Annotated in this window: 12 protein-coding genes; 4 read left to right on the top strand and 8 right to left on the bottom strand. The window is 73.0% G+C overall.

What is annotated here, in order from left to right:
- The first annotated feature begins 92 nt into the window (after positions 1–92).
- The gene (locus ACSMXR_RS28380) at positions 93–725 is read left to right on the top strand and encodes a DUF6197 family protein (RefSeq protein WP_473170182.1); all 633 of its coding nucleotides are present in this window, start codon (positions 93–95) and stop codon (positions 723–725) included.
- A gap of 20 nt (positions 726–745) precedes the next feature.
- On the opposite strand, the gene recX is transcribed toward ACSMXR_RS28380, so the two are convergent.
- The 3 genes from recX to ACSMXR_RS28365 form a co-directional block, all read right to left on the bottom strand.
- Positions 746–1,498, bottom strand: coding sequence for a recombination regulator RecX (gene recX, locus ACSMXR_RS28375; RefSeq protein ID WP_137230080.1), 753 nt, complete (start codon positions 1,496–1,498; stop codon positions 746–748).
- A 3-nt stretch (positions 1,499–1,501) separates the two neighbouring features.
- Complete coding sequence (recA, locus tag ACSMXR_RS28370; RefSeq protein ID WP_137230078.1) at positions 1,502–2,632, bottom strand: recombinase RecA; 1,131 nt, start codon at positions 2,630–2,632, stop codon at positions 1,502–1,504.
- Between the two features lie 191 nt (positions 2,633–2,823).
- Positions 2,824–3,759, bottom strand: coding sequence for an aminoglycoside phosphotransferase family protein (locus ACSMXR_RS28365; RefSeq protein WP_473170181.1), 936 nt, complete (start codon positions 3,757–3,759; stop codon positions 2,824–2,826).
- A 90-nt stretch (positions 3,760–3,849) separates the two neighbouring features.
- Between ACSMXR_RS28365 and ACSMXR_RS28360 the strand changes: the two genes are divergently transcribed.
- A complete protein-coding gene (locus ACSMXR_RS28360; RefSeq protein ID WP_381848133.1) occupies positions 3,850–4,803 on the top strand; it encodes an SDR family oxidoreductase in 954 nt (317 codons plus the stop codon).
- 47 nt (positions 4,804–4,850) lie between these two features.
- Here ACSMXR_RS28360 and ACSMXR_RS28355 read toward each other — a convergent pair whose 3' ends face one another.
- Together ACSMXR_RS28355 and ACSMXR_RS28350 are read right to left on the bottom strand one after the other, a co-directional pair.
- A complete protein-coding gene (locus ACSMXR_RS28355; RefSeq protein ID WP_473172454.1) occupies positions 4,851–5,993 on the bottom strand; it encodes an AI-2E family transporter in 1,143 nt (380 codons plus the stop codon).
- Between the two features lie 164 nt (positions 5,994–6,157).
- A complete protein-coding gene (locus tag ACSMXR_RS28350; protein ID WP_137230074.1) occupies positions 6,158–6,352 on the bottom strand; it encodes a DUF3046 domain-containing protein in 195 nt (64 codons plus the stop codon).
- A gap of 79 nt (positions 6,353–6,431) precedes the next feature.
- On the opposite strand from ACSMXR_RS28350, the gene ACSMXR_RS28345 reads away from it, so the two are divergent.
- On the top strand, positions 6,432–7,346 hold the full coding sequence (locus ACSMXR_RS28345) for a hypothetical protein (RefSeq protein ID WP_381793934.1): 915 nt from the start codon (positions 6,432–6,434) through the stop codon (positions 7,344–7,346).
- Between the two features lie 42 nt (positions 7,347–7,388).
- Here ACSMXR_RS28345 and ACSMXR_RS28340 read toward each other — a convergent pair whose 3' ends face one another.
- From ACSMXR_RS28340 to ACSMXR_RS28330, 3 genes are all read right to left on the bottom strand, one after another.
- A complete protein-coding gene (locus ACSMXR_RS28340) occupies positions 7,389–7,694 on the bottom strand; it encodes an AzlD domain-containing protein (RefSeq protein ID WP_137230071.1) in 306 nt (101 codons plus the stop codon).
- Positions 7,691–8,512 carry an AzlC family ABC transporter permease gene (locus ACSMXR_RS28335; RefSeq protein ID WP_381793936.1) on the bottom strand — a complete coding sequence of 274 codons (822 nt, stop codon included), beginning with the start codon at positions 8,510–8,512 and terminating at the stop codon, positions 7,691–7,693. Before ACSMXR_RS28335 ends, ACSMXR_RS28340 begins: the two co-directional genes overlap by 4 nt.
- A gap of 140 nt (positions 8,513–8,652) precedes the next feature.
- Positions 8,653–9,501 (bottom strand): AraC family transcriptional regulator, encoded by an 849-nt coding sequence (locus tag ACSMXR_RS28330; protein WP_137230067.1) that lies wholly within the window; start codon positions 9,499–9,501, stop codon positions 8,653–8,655.
- Positions 9,502–9,603: 102 nt separating this feature from the next.
- Here ACSMXR_RS28330 and ACSMXR_RS28325 point away from each other — a divergent pair, with 102 nt between their 5' ends.
- The gene (locus ACSMXR_RS28325; protein ID WP_473170180.1) at positions 9,604–14,289 is read left to right on the top strand and encodes an Lhr family ATP-dependent helicase; all 4,686 of its coding nucleotides are present in this window, start codon (positions 9,604–9,606) and stop codon (positions 14,287–14,289) included.
- The last annotated feature ends 18 nt before the right edge of the window (positions 14,290–14,307 follow it).

The raw sequence follows: 14,307 nt of genomic DNA, 5'->3' as shown, positions 1-14,307 counted from the left end.
CACCCGAACGCCACGTTCCACTAGAGCAATCGCCGTGCGTGACCGACATTCGCCTCACACAGAGGTCCGAAATGTACGGAGATGACGCACTCATGGCGATCGCTGTCCTCACCCCGGAACTGCTCGACGACCAGGCCTCCCGGCTGCACGACAGCCAGGCGTGGCAGCAGATCGTCACGGGGTGGGAGCACACCGCCCCCGAGCCCGCGCTCACCCCCGCGAGTCCGGCGGAACCTTCGCCCGCGGGCCCCTTCGACTGGCGGAGCCTGCTGTCCGTGCCCGTGGACCGGCTCGTCGACGACACACTGCGGACGCTGCCCGCCCCGCCTCCGGACGAGCGCCCGCTGCCCGGGCGGCTGGGTGCGATGCTGCCCGACCGCATCCACCTCTGGCGACGGGTCGGGCAGAGCGACCTGCGCCCCTCGACCCAGCTCGGCTACGCACGGCAGATCCTCGCCGAGTGGGGCTGGCAGAACACCCCGTACCGGCTGCGGAACGCCCGTGGCGCCCGCTGCGTCTGCGGCGCCCTGATCTCGGCGCACCGCCTCGGCTACGGCTCCCTCGACACCGTGGACCGGGCCGGCGCCTGGCTGATCACGGAGCTGCGCGCACAGGGCTGGCCCGGGCTGATCGGCCCCTGGAACCGCGTGCCGGGCCGCACCGCGGCGGACGCGCTGGCCCTCGTCGACGGGGCCGCCCGCCGCGCGGCCTCGGCCGGGCAGTAACCACCGGACAAGAGCTCTCGTCAGAAGGGCTCGTCCAGGCCCTCCGTGTCCTCGCCCTCCTCCTCCAGCGCCTGCCGCACCACCCGCAGGGCCATGCCCTCCCCGTACCCCTTGCGTGCGAGCATCCCCGCCAGACGGCGCAGCCGCTTGTCACGGTCCAGGCCTCGCGTGGAGCGGAGCTTGCGGGCCACGAGCTCGCGGGCCGTCTCCTCCTCCTGATCCGCGTCGAGCTGCCCGACCGCCTCGTCGATCACGGCGGAGTCCACGCCCTTCGTCCGCAGCTCACGGACGAGGGCACGGCGCGCGAGCCCCCGGCCGTGGTGCCGGGACTCCACCCATGCCCCGGCGAACGCCGCGTCGTCGATCAGCCCGACGTCCTCGAAGCGCGCGAGCACTTCCTCGGCCGCCTCGTCCGGGATCTCCCGCTTGCGCAGGGCGTCCGCGAGCTGCTTGCGCGTACGCGGCGTCCCGGTGAGCAGGCGCAGACAGATGTTGCGCGCCTGCTCGACCGGGTCTCGCGGCTCCCCCTTCTCGGCCCTCGACGAGGAAGGGGAGCCGCTGCTTCTGGTGCCGGAGCGGGCACGGCGGCCCGCCCCTTCGCCGAATCCGCTCCCGGCGCCCGCTCCACCGCGTGAGCGGCGCCCGGACCGCGCCCCGACGTCGTCCGCTGCCGCCCCCCGCGCGGCGGCGGACGCGTCGGTGTGCCCGTAACCGGACTCGGGGTCGCCACCGGGCTCGGCAGGGCTGCCCGGCCACTCCGTACGACGTGTCACGGCCTAGCTCTTGGCCGCCGCGGTCTTGGCCGGCTTGGCCTTGGCGGCCGCGGTGGCCGCCGGCTTCGCCGCCCCGTCGGCCGCCGGTGCCGCGGTCGCGGCGGCGTCCGCGGCGGGCTCGCCCGTATCGGCGTCCGGACGGACGCCGACACCCAGCTTCTCCAGGATCTTCTTCTCGATCTCGTTGGCGAGGTCGGGGTTGTCCTTGAGGAAGTTGCGGGCGTTCTCCTTGCCCTGGCCGAGCTGGTCGCCCTCGTACGTGTACCAGGCGCCGGCCTTGCGGACGAAGCCGTGCTCCACGCCCATGTCGATCAGTCCGCCCTCGCGGCTGATGCCCTGGCCGTAGAGGATGTCGAACTCCGCCTGCTTGAACGGCGGCGCGACCTTGTTCTTGACGACCTTGACGCGGGTGCGGTTGCCGACCGCGTCGGTCCCGTCCTTCAGCGTCTCGATACGCCGGATGTCCAGACGCACCGAGGCGTAGAACTTCAGCGCCCGGCCACCGGTGGTGGTCTCCGGGGAGCCGAACATCACGCCGATCTTCTCGCGCAGCTGGTTGATGAAGATCGCGGTGGTCTTGGACTGGTTGAGCGCGCTGGTGATCTTGCGGAGCGCCTGGCTCATCAGACGGGCCTGCAGACCCACGTGCGAGTCACCCATCTCGCCCTCGATCTCCGCACGGGGCACCAGGGCCGCCACGGAGTCGATGACGATCAGGTCCAGGGCGCCGGAGCGCACCAGCATGTCGACGATCTCCAGCGCCTGCTCACCGTTGTCCGGCTGGGACAGGATGAGGCTGTCGATGTCGACACCGAGCTTCTTCGCGTACTCCGGGTCCAGCGCGTGCTCGGCGTCGATGAACGCCACCGAGCCGCCCAGCCTCTGCGCGTTCGCCACGGCGTGCAGCGTCAGCGTCGTCTTACCGGAGGACTCCGGTCCGTACACCTCCACCACGCGGCCGCGCGGCAGACCGCCGACGCCGAGGGCGACGTCGAGGGCGGTCGATCCCGTGGGGATGACCTCGATGGGCTCATTGGGCCGCTCGCCCAGGCGCATCACCGCGCCCTTGCCGAACTGTCGTTCAATCTGTGCGAGTGCGGCGTCCAGCGCCTTCTCGCGGTCGTTGCCTGCCATGGGTTCCACCCGATTTGCTTGAGTCGATCGCTTCACGTCACAGACGCTAACCCCTGCCACTGACAATGGGCCTCGACGTCCTCCCGGCCTGTGGACAACTCCACGGTCGGGCCCGGGAAAACCCGGCCGGAATCCCATCAGAATGGATGTTCGATTTTGGTGTCAAGCGCACCACGCTGACCCCATGCGCACTACCGAGCGCTTCCCAGGACACGGTCGAGGGCCGCCCGGCCCGCGGGCCCCCATGTCGGCTTGCCGCCGGGGAGGCCCTGGTCCCCGTTCCGGCCCACGAGCATGAGGACCAGGCCCTTCAGAACGGCCAGTCCACGGGCGCGCCGGATCGTCCCCTCGTCGGCACGCGCGTAGGCGTCGAAGAACCGCGCTGCGGCGCCCGCCGGAAGGATCACCCATGCGGCCGCCAGATCCCACGCCGGATCACCGGCGAACAGGTCGCCGAAGTCGATCACACCGGAGAGCGTCCCGTCCGAGACGACGACATTCGCCGGGTGCAGGTCACCGTGCACCCATACCGGCGGCCCCTCCCACGCGGGGGCCGCGACGGCATCGGCCCAGACGGCCCGGATCGCATCGGCGATGTCGCCGGGGGCGACGGCCTCGAAGAAGTCGTCGAAGCCGTCCGTGCATCCGCTGGGGTGGGCACCGCGGTCCGAGCTGATCGGCGCCCCGGCGGGCGCCTCCACATGGAGCGCCCGGAGGAAGCCCGCCAAGACCTCGGCCGCGTGGTCGCCACGGCTGATGGAGGTGTGGTCCAGGGGCTCTCCGGGGACCCACGTCATGACGGTCCAGGGCTTCGGGAAGAGCGCGGACGGTTCACCGGTCCGCACGGGGTTCGGGACCGGGAGAGGCAGGCGCGGGGCCAGGACGGGCAGCCACCGCCGCTCCTTGCGCTGGAGATCGGGGGCGCGTTCGGTACGCGGCATCCGTACGGCCAGCTCGTCCCCGACCCGCCACTGCTGGTTGTCCCAGCCGCCCGCCACTTCGCGGACGGGCAGCCCCGCGAGGTCCGGATGCTGCTCCCGCAACAGGTCCCGAACCAGCTCCGCGGTGATCTCGGCTCCGGCCTCGGCCTCGGTTCCGTTCTGGATCTCGATCTCGGCATCAGTCATGCGCATGCACGGTACTGGAGCAGCCGGAGCGTCTCCCGCCCTCCCGACAGCGCCTGCGCACCTGAACGGATCGCCCTATATTCGATCGTTATGGGAGCGACCGCGGAACCCGGAACACCCCACGGAGGGCAGGCCCCCGCATCCGACCTGGCCGGCCGTGTGGCGCTCGTCGCCGGAGGCACCCGCGGGGCCGGTCGCGGGATCGCCGTCCAGCTCGGCGCCGCCGGGGCGACCGTGTACGTGACCGGCCGTACGAGCGGGTCCGAGCGCTCCGAGATGGACCGGCCCGAGACGATCGAGGAAACCGCGGCCCTGGTCGACGCGGCGGGCGGACGGGGTATCGCCGTCCAGGTCGACCATCTGGTGCCCGACCGGGTCAGGGCACTCGTGGCCCGTATCGCGAGCGAGCAGGGAGCCCTGCACATCCTGGTGAACGACATCTGGGGCGCCGAGATCGAGTGGGACAGGCCGGTGTGGGAGTCGTCGCTCGACACCGGGCTGCACACCCTGCGGCTGGCCGTCGACACCCATGCCATCACCAGCCACTTCGCGCTGCCGCTGCTGATCGAGACTCCGGGCGGCCTGGTCGTCGAGATGACCGACGGGACGGACGAGTACAACGCGTCCCACTACCGCGTCTCGTTCTTCTACGACCTGGCCAAGGCCGCGGTGAACCGGATGGCCTTCGCCCTCGGCCATGAACTCGCACCGCACGGCGCGACGGCCGTGGCGCTCACCCCCGGCTGGCTCCGGTCCGAGGCCATGCTCCAGGCCCACGGGGTGACCGAGGCCACCTGGCGCGACGCCGTGGCGCACGCGCCCCACTTCGCGATCTCCGAGTCCCCCGCGTACGTCGGCCGCGCCGTGGCCGCCCTCGCCGGCGATCCCGAGGTGGCCCGCTGGAACGGCAGGTCGCTCTCCAGCGGGCAGCTCGCCCAGGTGTACGGCTTCACCGATGTGGACGGGGACCGGCCCGACGCCTGGCGGTATCTGACCGAGGTCCAGGACCCGGGCCTGCCGGCCGACGTGACGGGCTACCGCTGAGGCGGCCCGACGTCACGGACTACCCCTGAGGCGCCCGCTGCGGCCGGCTACCGCTGACGCGGCCCGTCCTCCGCTCCCCCGCGGCCGTTCAGCAGACGGCGTATCCGTGACGGCAACGGCCTCCGGGGAGCCCGGCTGCTTCCGCCGTGCACCCGTGGGTCGTCGGTGACGTCGTACCGCTTCACATAGGCGCCGAGGAACGCCTGGAGCGTGGCGACGGCGGGGATGGCGACCAGCGCGCCGACCGCACCGAGCAGGGCCGTGCCCGCGATGACCGATCCGAAGGCGACCGCGGGGTGGATGTCGACGGTCTTCGCGGTCAGCTTGGGCTGGAGCACATAGTTCTCGAACTGTTGGTAGATCACCACGAACCCGAGCACCCACACCGCGTACCAGGGGTCGACCGTGAAGGCGATCAGCATCGGCAGAGCGCCCGCGAGATACGTGCCGATGGTCGGGATGAACTGCGAGACGAGTCCGACCCAGACCGCGAGCGCCGGGGCGTACGGCACGCCGAGGATCACCAGCAGGATGTAGTGCGCGGCACCGGAGATCAGTGCCATCAGACCGCGCGAGTAGATGTACCCGCCGGTCTTGTCGACCGCGATCTCCCAGGCGCGCAGCACCTCGGTCTGCCGGGCCGGCGGCAGGACGGAGCACAGCGCGCGGCGGAGCCGGGGGCCGTCGGCCGCGAAGTAGAACGAGAACAGGAAGATCGTCAGCAGCCGGAACAGCCCGCCGATGACCGTGGTGGAGACGTCGAGCACTCCGGTGGCGCTGTTCTGGACGTACTTCTGCAACCAGTCGGAGTGCAGCAGGCTGTCCTGGACCTCGACCCGGGAGAGTTCGGTGTGGAAGGTCTGGTTGACCCAGTTGATCACCGAGTCGATGTACTTGGGGAACTCGTCGACCATGTCGACGATCTGGCCCGCGAGCATCGACCCCAGCAGCACCACGAACCCGACACCGAAGATCATCAGGCAGAGGAAGACGAGGAACGTGGCCAGCCCCCGGCGTATGCCACGATGCGCCATCCGGCCGACCGCGGGCTCGATGGCGAGCGCGAGGAAGAACGCGATCAGCACGTTCGTCAGCAACCCGATGAGCTGGTCGAACGCCCAGCTGCTGAGCTGGAAGCAGGCGTAGAGCGCCAGGGCCAGCACCATCGCACGCGGCAGCCAGCCGGGCATACGGACCCCGCCGGCACCGGACGGCGGCGCGGGTGGCGCGGCCGGCGGGGTGGGCGGGGAGGCGGACGGCTGGACCGGGACGGTCTCGTCTGTCGATGGCACGGGACAAGTCTGGCCCATGCCTCCGGCCACCGGTCCCCCCGCCCCGAGTCGACCTCTCCTGTTCAGCGCCTGTCCGCCGGGACGTCCATGGCCGCGCAGACCCCGCGCCAGACGTCCTTGGCGTCCCAGCCCGCGTCCAGGGCCTGGTGCACCGTGCGGCCGCCGAGTTCGGTCATCACATGGTCACGGGCGAAGGAGTCCGCGTACGCCGCACCGAAGTGGTCGGCCATCCGCTCCCAGAAAATCGTCAACCGCATGCCACCAGTATCCCGCTCCTGAGAGTGCAGCCGGTCCGCCCGGCACATGCCGGGCGCCTTTCCCCTCTACGGTCGGTCCATGGCTGGAACCGGAGCAAACACCCTCGCCCGCGCCGAGCAGTTCATCTGGCTCACGGCCCGCGTCCTCGAACAGCGGAGGTTCGCCCATGGCTTCCTCGGCGCAGGTCCCGACGCCGTCGAGACGGCCCTCTCCGCCTATCTGAACGGGGACGGCGGCTACGGTCACGCGCTGGAACCCGACCTCCGGGGTCCGGTCAGCCAGCCGCTGCACACCGCCCACGCACTGAGCGTTCTTGACTCGATCGGCCGCTGCGACGGACAGCGCGTTGAACGGATCTGTCGCTATCTGACCGATGTGTCAACCAAAGAAGGCGCACTGCCCGCTCTGCTGCCCACCCAGCGCGGCTATCCCGCAGCACCGTTCATCCCGATCGTGGACGATCCGCCGGCGGAACTGCTGGCGACCGGGCCGGTCGTCGGACTGCTGCACGCCAATCAGGTGTGGCACGCCTGGCTGTTCCGGGCGACGGACTTCTGCTGGAGCGCCGTCGATGCCCTGGAACAGTCCCATCCATACGAGATCGAGGCCGCGATCGCCTTTCTGGACGGCGCTCCGGACCGGGCCCGCGCCGAGGCGGCGGCCGACCGACTCGGCCGCCTGGTGCGCGAACAACGGCTCGCGGTGCTCGATCCCTCCCGGACGGCGGACTACCCGGTGGCGACGGGCTACGCCCCGGGCGAGCACCACTTCCCGCACGACTACGCCCGTACGCCCGGGTCGCTGGCCCGCCGCTGGTTCACGGACGAGGAGCTGGAGCGCTCGCTCGACCACCTGGCCGCCGAGCAGCAGGACGACGGCGGGTGGCCCGTGAACTGGCGCCGGTGGGCTCCGGGCACCGCGCTGGAAGGACGTCCCCTGGTGACGCTCAGAGCCTTGGAGACGCTCCGCTCGTACGGTCGCCCGCTCGGCTGACCACCACGGAAGCGCGCGGCCGGGCGGTACGGGGCCGCTCGCTCAGGCCAGCGCGCGTACGACCGCCGTGACCAGGACGCCCGCACCGACGACCACCAGGAACGGGGCGCGCAGGACCAGGGCGAGCGCGGCCGCCGCGAGACCCGCGGCACGGGCGTCGAGGACGAGGTGCTGGCCGTCGCCGAAGGTCTGCTGTGCGGTGAGAGCCGCCAGCAGCGCCACGGGCAGCAGCGCGGCCATCCGCTGGACCAGCGGTCGCTCCAGCACGCCCGCGGGCACCAGCAGGCCCAGCAGCTTGGCGAGGTAGCAGCCCACCACGGTCAGTCCGATGGCGATCCAGACGTTCATGAGCGCCGCCCACCCTTCTTCCGCTGTGTCACCGCGTCGTCCTCGTCCCCGGTGCCCGGTCCCCGCTTGGCACGTCCCATCAGGAAGAGGACGACCGGCGCCGCGAGCGCCGACAGCAGTACGGGCACACCGGCCGGCAGTACGGGCAGCAGCGTCAGGGCCAGCAGAACGGCCAGGCCCGCCGTGACGCGTTCGGTGGTGCTCCTGAGCATCGGCGCGAGCAGGGCGAGGAACACCGCCGGACTCGCCGCGTCCAGGCCCCACGCGTCGGTGTCGCCCAGCGCCTCGGCGCCCAGAGCACCCACCAGGGTCGTGAGGTTCCAGAGCACGTACAGGGTGAGCCCGGTGACCGTGAAGCCGATGCGCGCGGCTCGCCGGGTGGGCTGCGGCAGGGTGACCGCGGTCGTCTCGTCGATGACCCAGTGGGCGGCGAAGGGGCGCACCGCACGGGGAAGGGCGAGCAGCTGGGAGAGCCGCAGACCGTAGAAGGCGTTCCGTACGCCCAGGAAGAACGCCCCGGCCGCCGCGGTGTAGGGGTTGCCGCCCGCGGCCAGCGCGCCGACCAGGGCGAACTGCGAGGCGCCGGTGAAGACGAGCAGACTCAGGACGCAGGTCTGGAGCAGGCTGAGGCCGGAGCCGGCGGAGGTGACGCCGAAGGCGAAGCCGGAGAGCCCGACGGCGATGCCGACGCCGAGCGCGTCCCGGACGACCGCCGCGTCCGGCTTCTCCGGTCGGACCTCGGCCGACGGGCCGGGCGGACCGGCGGATATGGCACCGGGTGCGCCTGTGCTCTCTGGGGGTGCTGTCTGTTCTGCCACGCCCGGAACGCTACGGGGATCGGTCGGGCCGGGTCTTGTACGTTCTTGCACCCCCACCGACATGTTCCTGACCCCCACCGACCACCGGTTTCCCACCCACCGGCGCCACCGGGCTCCCCACCCACCCGGCCATCGGGTTCTCATCCACCGGGCCGCAGCACACCGCGCTCGCGCTGGTAGGCGCCGGGCGGCACCCCCACGATCCGGGTGAAGTGGCGGTTGAGGTGCGGCTGGTCCGTGAAGCCGACGGCGGTCGCGGCCTCGGCGGGGGCGACACCGGCATCGAGCATGCGGCGGGCCCTGCGCACCCGGGCGTCGGTGAGCCAGGTGTGGGGCGGCATGCCGTACTCCTTCTTGAAGGCCCTCAGCAGCGCGAACGGGCCGGTGCCCAGCTCCGCGGCGAGCGTTTCCAGCGTGGGCGGGGCGGCCATGCGCTCCTCCAGCACGGCACGGGCGCGTACGGCGTTCCGCGCGCTCCCGGCGTGCGCGGTCAGACCGGGCAACGGGCTGCCGTGCCGGCTGAGGAGCCGGGTGACCAGGACCCGCAGCAGGCTGTCGGCCGCCAGTGCGTTGCCCTCCTCCGCCGCCCGGTGCACCTCGGTGATCAGCCGGGACGCGTGGGGATCGGTCACCCGGCTCTCGGCGAAGCCGACCGTGCCGCGCAGGGACGTCACCTCGGCCGCGATGTCGTTGACGACCTGGGCCGACGGGTAGAGCGTGGCGTACGCCCAGCCCTCGGGCGCCCCGGAGCGGGCGGTGTGCGGCACCTCCGGGTTGATCATGACGACGGTTCCGGGGACCGCGTGGACGGTGCCGCCCGGCAGTCCCACGTCCTCCACCCCGCCGGTGACCGCACCGAAGACGTAGCCCTCGTGGCTGTGCCGGGGGAAGGTGTGGCGGACGTACCGGGCGCGCAGCAGATCGAGATCGGGCAGGGCGGCGTACTGCCAGTGCCGCGCCCATTCCGCCGTGCCGTCCGCTCCCGTCATGGGGACATTCTCGCAGGTCCCGGCCGTGCGCCGGGGTGTGAGCAGCCGGTCGCGGGCGGTCGTTCCGGCCGGTTGTCAGTGGCGGGGTGCACGATGGGGGACATGACCGGCTCCGCTCTCGACGCCTTCTCGCCCGCGACCCGCAGTTGGTTCACCGGGGCCTTCAGCGCGCCCACCGCGGCGCAGGAGGGCGCCTGGCGGGCCATCGGCGAGGGCAGCGATGTCCTGGTCGTCGCGCCGACCGGTTCCGGGAAGACGCTGGCCGCGTTCCTCGCCTCGCTGGACCGGCTGGCTGCCGGGCCGCCGCCCGCCGAGGCGAAGAAGCGCTGCCGCGTGCTGTACGTGTCCCCGCTCAAGGCCCTCGCGGTCGACGTCGAGCGCAACCTCCGCTCGCCGCTGACCGGCATCCGGCAGGAGTCGGTGCGCCTGGGGCTGCCGGAGCCGGAGGTGCGGGTCGGCATCCGGTCCGGGGACACCCCGCCCGCCGAGCGGCGCTCCCTGGTGACCAGACCGCCGGACATCCTGATCACCACGCCCGAGTCGCTGTTCCTTATGCTGACGTCCGCCGCCCGGGACGCGCTGGCCGGCGTCGAGACGGTGATCCTCGACGAGGTGCACGCGGTCGCCGGGACGAAGCGCGGCGCCCATCTCGCGCTCTCCCTGGAGCGTCTGGACGAGCTGCTGGCCCGTCCCGCCCGGCGCATCGGCCTGTCCGCGACGGTCCGGCCGGTCGACGAGGTGGCCCGCTTCCTGTCGCCGCAGCGCAAGGTGGAGATCGTCCAGCCCCGGTCCACCAAGGAGTTCGACCTGTCGGTCGTCGTCCCGGTCGAGGATCTGGGCGAGCTGGGCGGCTCCCCCGCGACCGACGGCGACTCCGGCCAGGCGGACAAGCCCTCGATCTGGCCGCATGTCGAGGAGCGCATCGCCGATCTCGTCCAGTCGCACCGCTCCACCATCGTCTTCGCCAACTCCCGGCGGCTGGCCGAGCGGCTGTGCAACCGGCTGAACGAGATCGCGTACGAACGGGCCACCGGCACCGCGTTCGACCCCGACAACCCGGCCCCCGCGCTCCCGGAGGCCCATGCCCCGGCGGAGATCATGGCCCAGTCCGGCGCCGGCAGGGGCGCCCCCGCCCTGTTGGCCCGCGCCCACCACGGCTCGGTCTCCAAGGAGCAGCGGGCCCAGGTCGAGGAGGACCTCAAGGCGGGCCGGCTGCCCGCCGTGGTCGCCACCTCCAGCCTGGAGCTCGGCATCGACATGGGCGCGGTCGACCTGGTGATCCAGGTGGAGTCCCCGCCCTCCGTCGCCTCCGGCCTCCAGCGGGTGGGGCGGGCCGGGCACCAGGTGGGCGCGGTCTCCACCGGGGTGGTCTTCCCGAAGTACCGCGGCGATCTGGTGCAGGCCGCCGTCGTCACCGAGCGGATGCGCGAGGGGGCCATCGAGGCACTGCGCATCCCGTCCAATCCGCTGGACGTGCTGGCCCAGCAGCTGGTCGCCATGGTGGCCCTGGACAGCTGGCAGGCCGACGACCTGCTGGCCCTGGTCCGGCGGGCCGCCCCGTTCGCCTCACTCCCGGAATCGGCGTTCACCGCCGTGCTCGACATGCTCGCCGGACGCTATCCCTCCGACGCCTTCGCGGAGCTGCGCCCTCGGGTGGTGTGGGACCGGGTGGGGGGTACGGTCACGGGCCGCCCCGGGGCGCAGCGGCTCGCCGTCACCTCGGGCGGCACCATCCCCGACCGCGGCCTCTTCGGGGTCTTCCTGGCCGGGGCCGACCCGAAGAAGGGCGGCGGCCGGGTCGGCGAGCTGGACGAGGAGATGGTCTACGAGTCCCGCGTCGGCGACGTCTTCACCCTGGGCACCACGTCCTGGCGGATCGAGGACATCACCCGGGACCGGGTCCTGGTCTCACCGGCCCCGGGCGTTCCGGGGCGGCTGCCGTTCTGGAAGGGCGACCAGCTGGGCCGCCCGCTGGAGCTCGGCCGCGCGTTGGGGGCCTTCCTCCGCGAGATCGGCGGACTGTCCGACGAGGATGCCCGGCTGCGCCTGCTCGCCGCCGGACTCGACGCCTGGGCCGCGGACAACATCCTGGCCTATCTGGACGAGCAGCGCCGGGCCTGCGGTCATGTGCCGGACGACCGGACGATCCTGGTCGAGCGGTTCCGGGACGAGCTGGGCGACTGGCGGGTGGTCGTGCACTCCCCCTTCGGCGCCCAGGTGCACGCCCCGTGGGCGCTCGCCCTCTCCGCCCGCCTCGGCGAGCGGTACGGCATGGACGCCCAGGTGATGCACGCCGACGACGGCATCGTGCTGCGGCTGCCCGACGCGGACATGATGGGCCTGGATCTGCTCGACTTCGACGCCCCGCCGACCCCGGCCCCCGGGAACGGCGGACCGGCGCCGGTCGCCGTGGCGTACGACAGCGACCAGCCCCCGGTGGCGGCCGCCGACGTCGTCTTCGACCAGGGCGAGGTCCAGCAGATCGTCACCGACCAGGTGGGCGGCTCGGCCCTGTTCGCCGCCCGGTTCCGGGAGTGCGCTGCGCGCGCCCTGCTGCTGCCGCGCCGCTCCCCCGGCAAGCGCACCCCGCTCTGGCAGCAGCGCCAGCGGGCCTCCCAGCTGCTCCAGGTCGCCTCGGAGTTCGGCTCGTTCCCGATCGTCCTGGAGGCCGTCCGCGAATGCCTGCAGGACGTGTTCGACGTCCCCGGGCTCACGGAACTGATGGGCGACCTGGAGGCACGCCGGGTCCGGCTGGTCGAGGTGACCACCCAGGAGCCCTCGCCGTTCGCCCGCTCGCTCCTCTTCGGCTACGTCGCCCAGTTCCTGTACGAGGGCGACTCGCCGCTCGCCGAGCGGCGCGCCGCCGCCCTCTCCCTGGACTCCCATCTCCTGGCCGAGCTGCTGGGCCAGGCGGAGCTGCGCGAACTGCTCGACCCCGAGGTCCTCACCGAGCTGGAGCGGGAGCTGCAGTGGCTCACCGAGGACCGGCGGATCAAGGACGTCGAGGGGGTGGCCGATCTGCTGCGCGTGCTCGGTCCGCTCACCGACGCCGAGCTGGCCGAGCGGGGGGCCGAGCCGTCCTGGGCGCCAGAGCTGGCGACGGCCCGCCGGGCGATCCAGGTCCGGATCGCCGGCGCGGACCACTGGGCGGCGATCGAGGACGCGGGCCGGCTTCGCGACGCCCTGGGCACCGCGCTTCCGGTCGGCGTTCCCGAGGCGTTCACCGAGCCGGTGAAGGATCCGCTCGGCGACCTCCTCGCACGGTACGCACGGACGCACGGCCCGTTCACCGCCGCCCGGGCCGCCGAGCGCTTCGGGCTCGGCACCGCCGTCACGGACGGCGCGCTGCAGCGTCTCTCGGCCTCCGGCAGGACCGTGCAGGGCGAATTCCACCCGGCGGGCATCGGCCAGGAATGGTGCGACGCCACGGTGCTGCGCCGGCTCCGGCGCCGTTCGCTGGCGGCGCTCCGCCAGGAGCTGGAGCCGGTGCCGCCCGCGGCCCTCGCCTCCTTCCTCCCCCAGTGGCAGCACTTCGGCTCCAGCAGCCTGCGGGGCATCGACGGGCTGGCCCGCGCCGTCGAGCAGCTCCAGGGCGCGCCCGTGCCCGCGTCGGCACTGGAGAAGCTGATCCTGCCGAGCCGCGTCACGGGCTACCACCCGGCGATGCTCGACGAGCTGACGACCACGGGCGAGGTCGTCTGGGCCGGGGCGGGAGCGCTGCCCGGCAAGGACGGCTGGGTCTCCCTCTACCTCGCCGACAGCGCGCCGCTGCTCCTGCCTCCCCCGCACCCGCTGGAGCTGTCGGCGCTCCACGAGTCCGCGCTCACCACGCTCTCCGGCGGATACGGCCTCTTCTTCCGCCAGATCGCCGACCAGGTCCGGGCCACCACCCACCCGGACTGCACGGACCAGCAGCTGGCCGACGCCCTGTGGGACCTGGCCTGGTCCGGGCGGCTGACCAACGACACCCTGGCCCCGCTGCGTTCGCTGCTGGGCTCGGGGCGGACGGCGGGCTCCACCGCCCACCGCTCCCGGCGCAGCGTCCCGCGCGGTCGCTACGGCTCGCTCACCGCGGCCGCCCGCCCCGCGTCCCGCACCGGCCCGCCGACGGTCTCGGGCCGCTGGTCGCTGCTCCCCCCGGTCGAACCGGAACGGACCCACCGCGCCCACGCCCTGGCCCGCACCCTCCTCGACCGGCACGGTGTGGTGACCCGGGGCGCGGTGCAGGCCGAGGGGGTGGAGGGCGGCTTCTCCGCGACGTACCGCGTGCTGGCCGCCTTCGAGGACAACGGGCAGGCGCGGCGCGGCTATGTGGTCGAGGGTCTGGGGGCCGCCCAGTTCGCGATGGACGGCGCGGTGGACCGGCTGCGGGCGGCGTCCACCGCACGGGACCGCCGGGATCCGGACACCGTGCCCCAGGCCCTGGTGCTCGCCGCCGCCGACCCGGCCAACGCGTACGGAGCGGCCCTGCCGTGGCCGGAGTCCCCGGACGGCGCCGGACACAAGCCGGGCCGCAAGGCGGGGGCGCTGGTGGTCCTGGTCGACGGTGAGCTGACGCTCTACATGGAGCGCGGCGGCAAGACCCTCCTGGCCTGGCCGTCCGACCCCGAGGCGCCCGCCCTGCGCGCGGCGGCCGAGGCACTGGCGGCCTCGGCCCGGGCCGGCGCCCTGGGCACGGTGACGGTGGAGCGGACGAACGGCGTCTCCTCCCTCACCTCGCCGCTGGGCCGGACACTGGAGGCGGCCGGGTTCCTCGCCACTCCGAGAGGCCTGCGCCTGCGCGCCTGACCGCCGCCGGAACGCGCC

It is taken from the genome of Streptomyces sp. DSM 106670 (assembly GCF_055792845.1).
The sequence above is the reverse complement of the archived record's forward strand: the minus strand, read 5'-3'. Positions and strand labels throughout refer to the sequence as shown.

Coding starts and splice junctions, on each gene's coding strand:
- ACSMXR_RS28365 (WP_473170181.1), bottom strand. CDS start 3,759: ATGACTGATGCCGAGATCGAGATCCAGAACGGAACCGAGGCCGAGGCC.
- ACSMXR_RS28340 (WP_137230071.1), bottom strand. CDS start 7,694: ATGAACGTCTGGATCGCCATCGGACTGACCGTGGTGGGCTGCTACCTC.
- ACSMXR_RS28380 (WP_473170182.1), top strand. CDS start 93: ATGGCGATCGCTGTCCTCACCCCGGAACTGCTCGACGACCAGGCCTCC.
- ACSMXR_RS28325 (WP_473170180.1), top strand. CDS start 9,604: ATGACCGGCTCCGCTCTCGACGCCTTCTCGCCCGCGACCCGCAGTTGG.
- ACSMXR_RS28360 (WP_381848133.1), top strand. CDS start 3,850: ATGGGAGCGACCGCGGAACCCGGAACACCCCACGGAGGGCAGGCCCCC.
- ACSMXR_RS28355 (WP_473172454.1), bottom strand. CDS start 5,993: ATGCCCGGCTGGCTGCCGCGTGCGATGGTGCTGGCCCTGGCGCTCTAC.
- ACSMXR_RS28350 (WP_137230074.1), bottom strand. CDS start 6,352: ATGCGGTTGACGATTTTCTGGGAGCGGATGGCCGACCACTTCGGTGCG.
- ACSMXR_RS28330 (WP_137230067.1), bottom strand. CDS start 9,501: ATGACGGGAGCGGACGGCACGGCGGAATGGGCGCGGCACTGGCAGTAC.
- ACSMXR_RS28345 (WP_381793934.1), top strand. CDS start 6,432: ATGGCTGGAACCGGAGCAAACACCCTCGCCCGCGCCGAGCAGTTCATC.
- recA (WP_137230078.1), bottom strand. CDS start 2,632: ATGGCAGGCAACGACCGCGAGAAGGCGCTGGACGCCGCACTCGCACAG.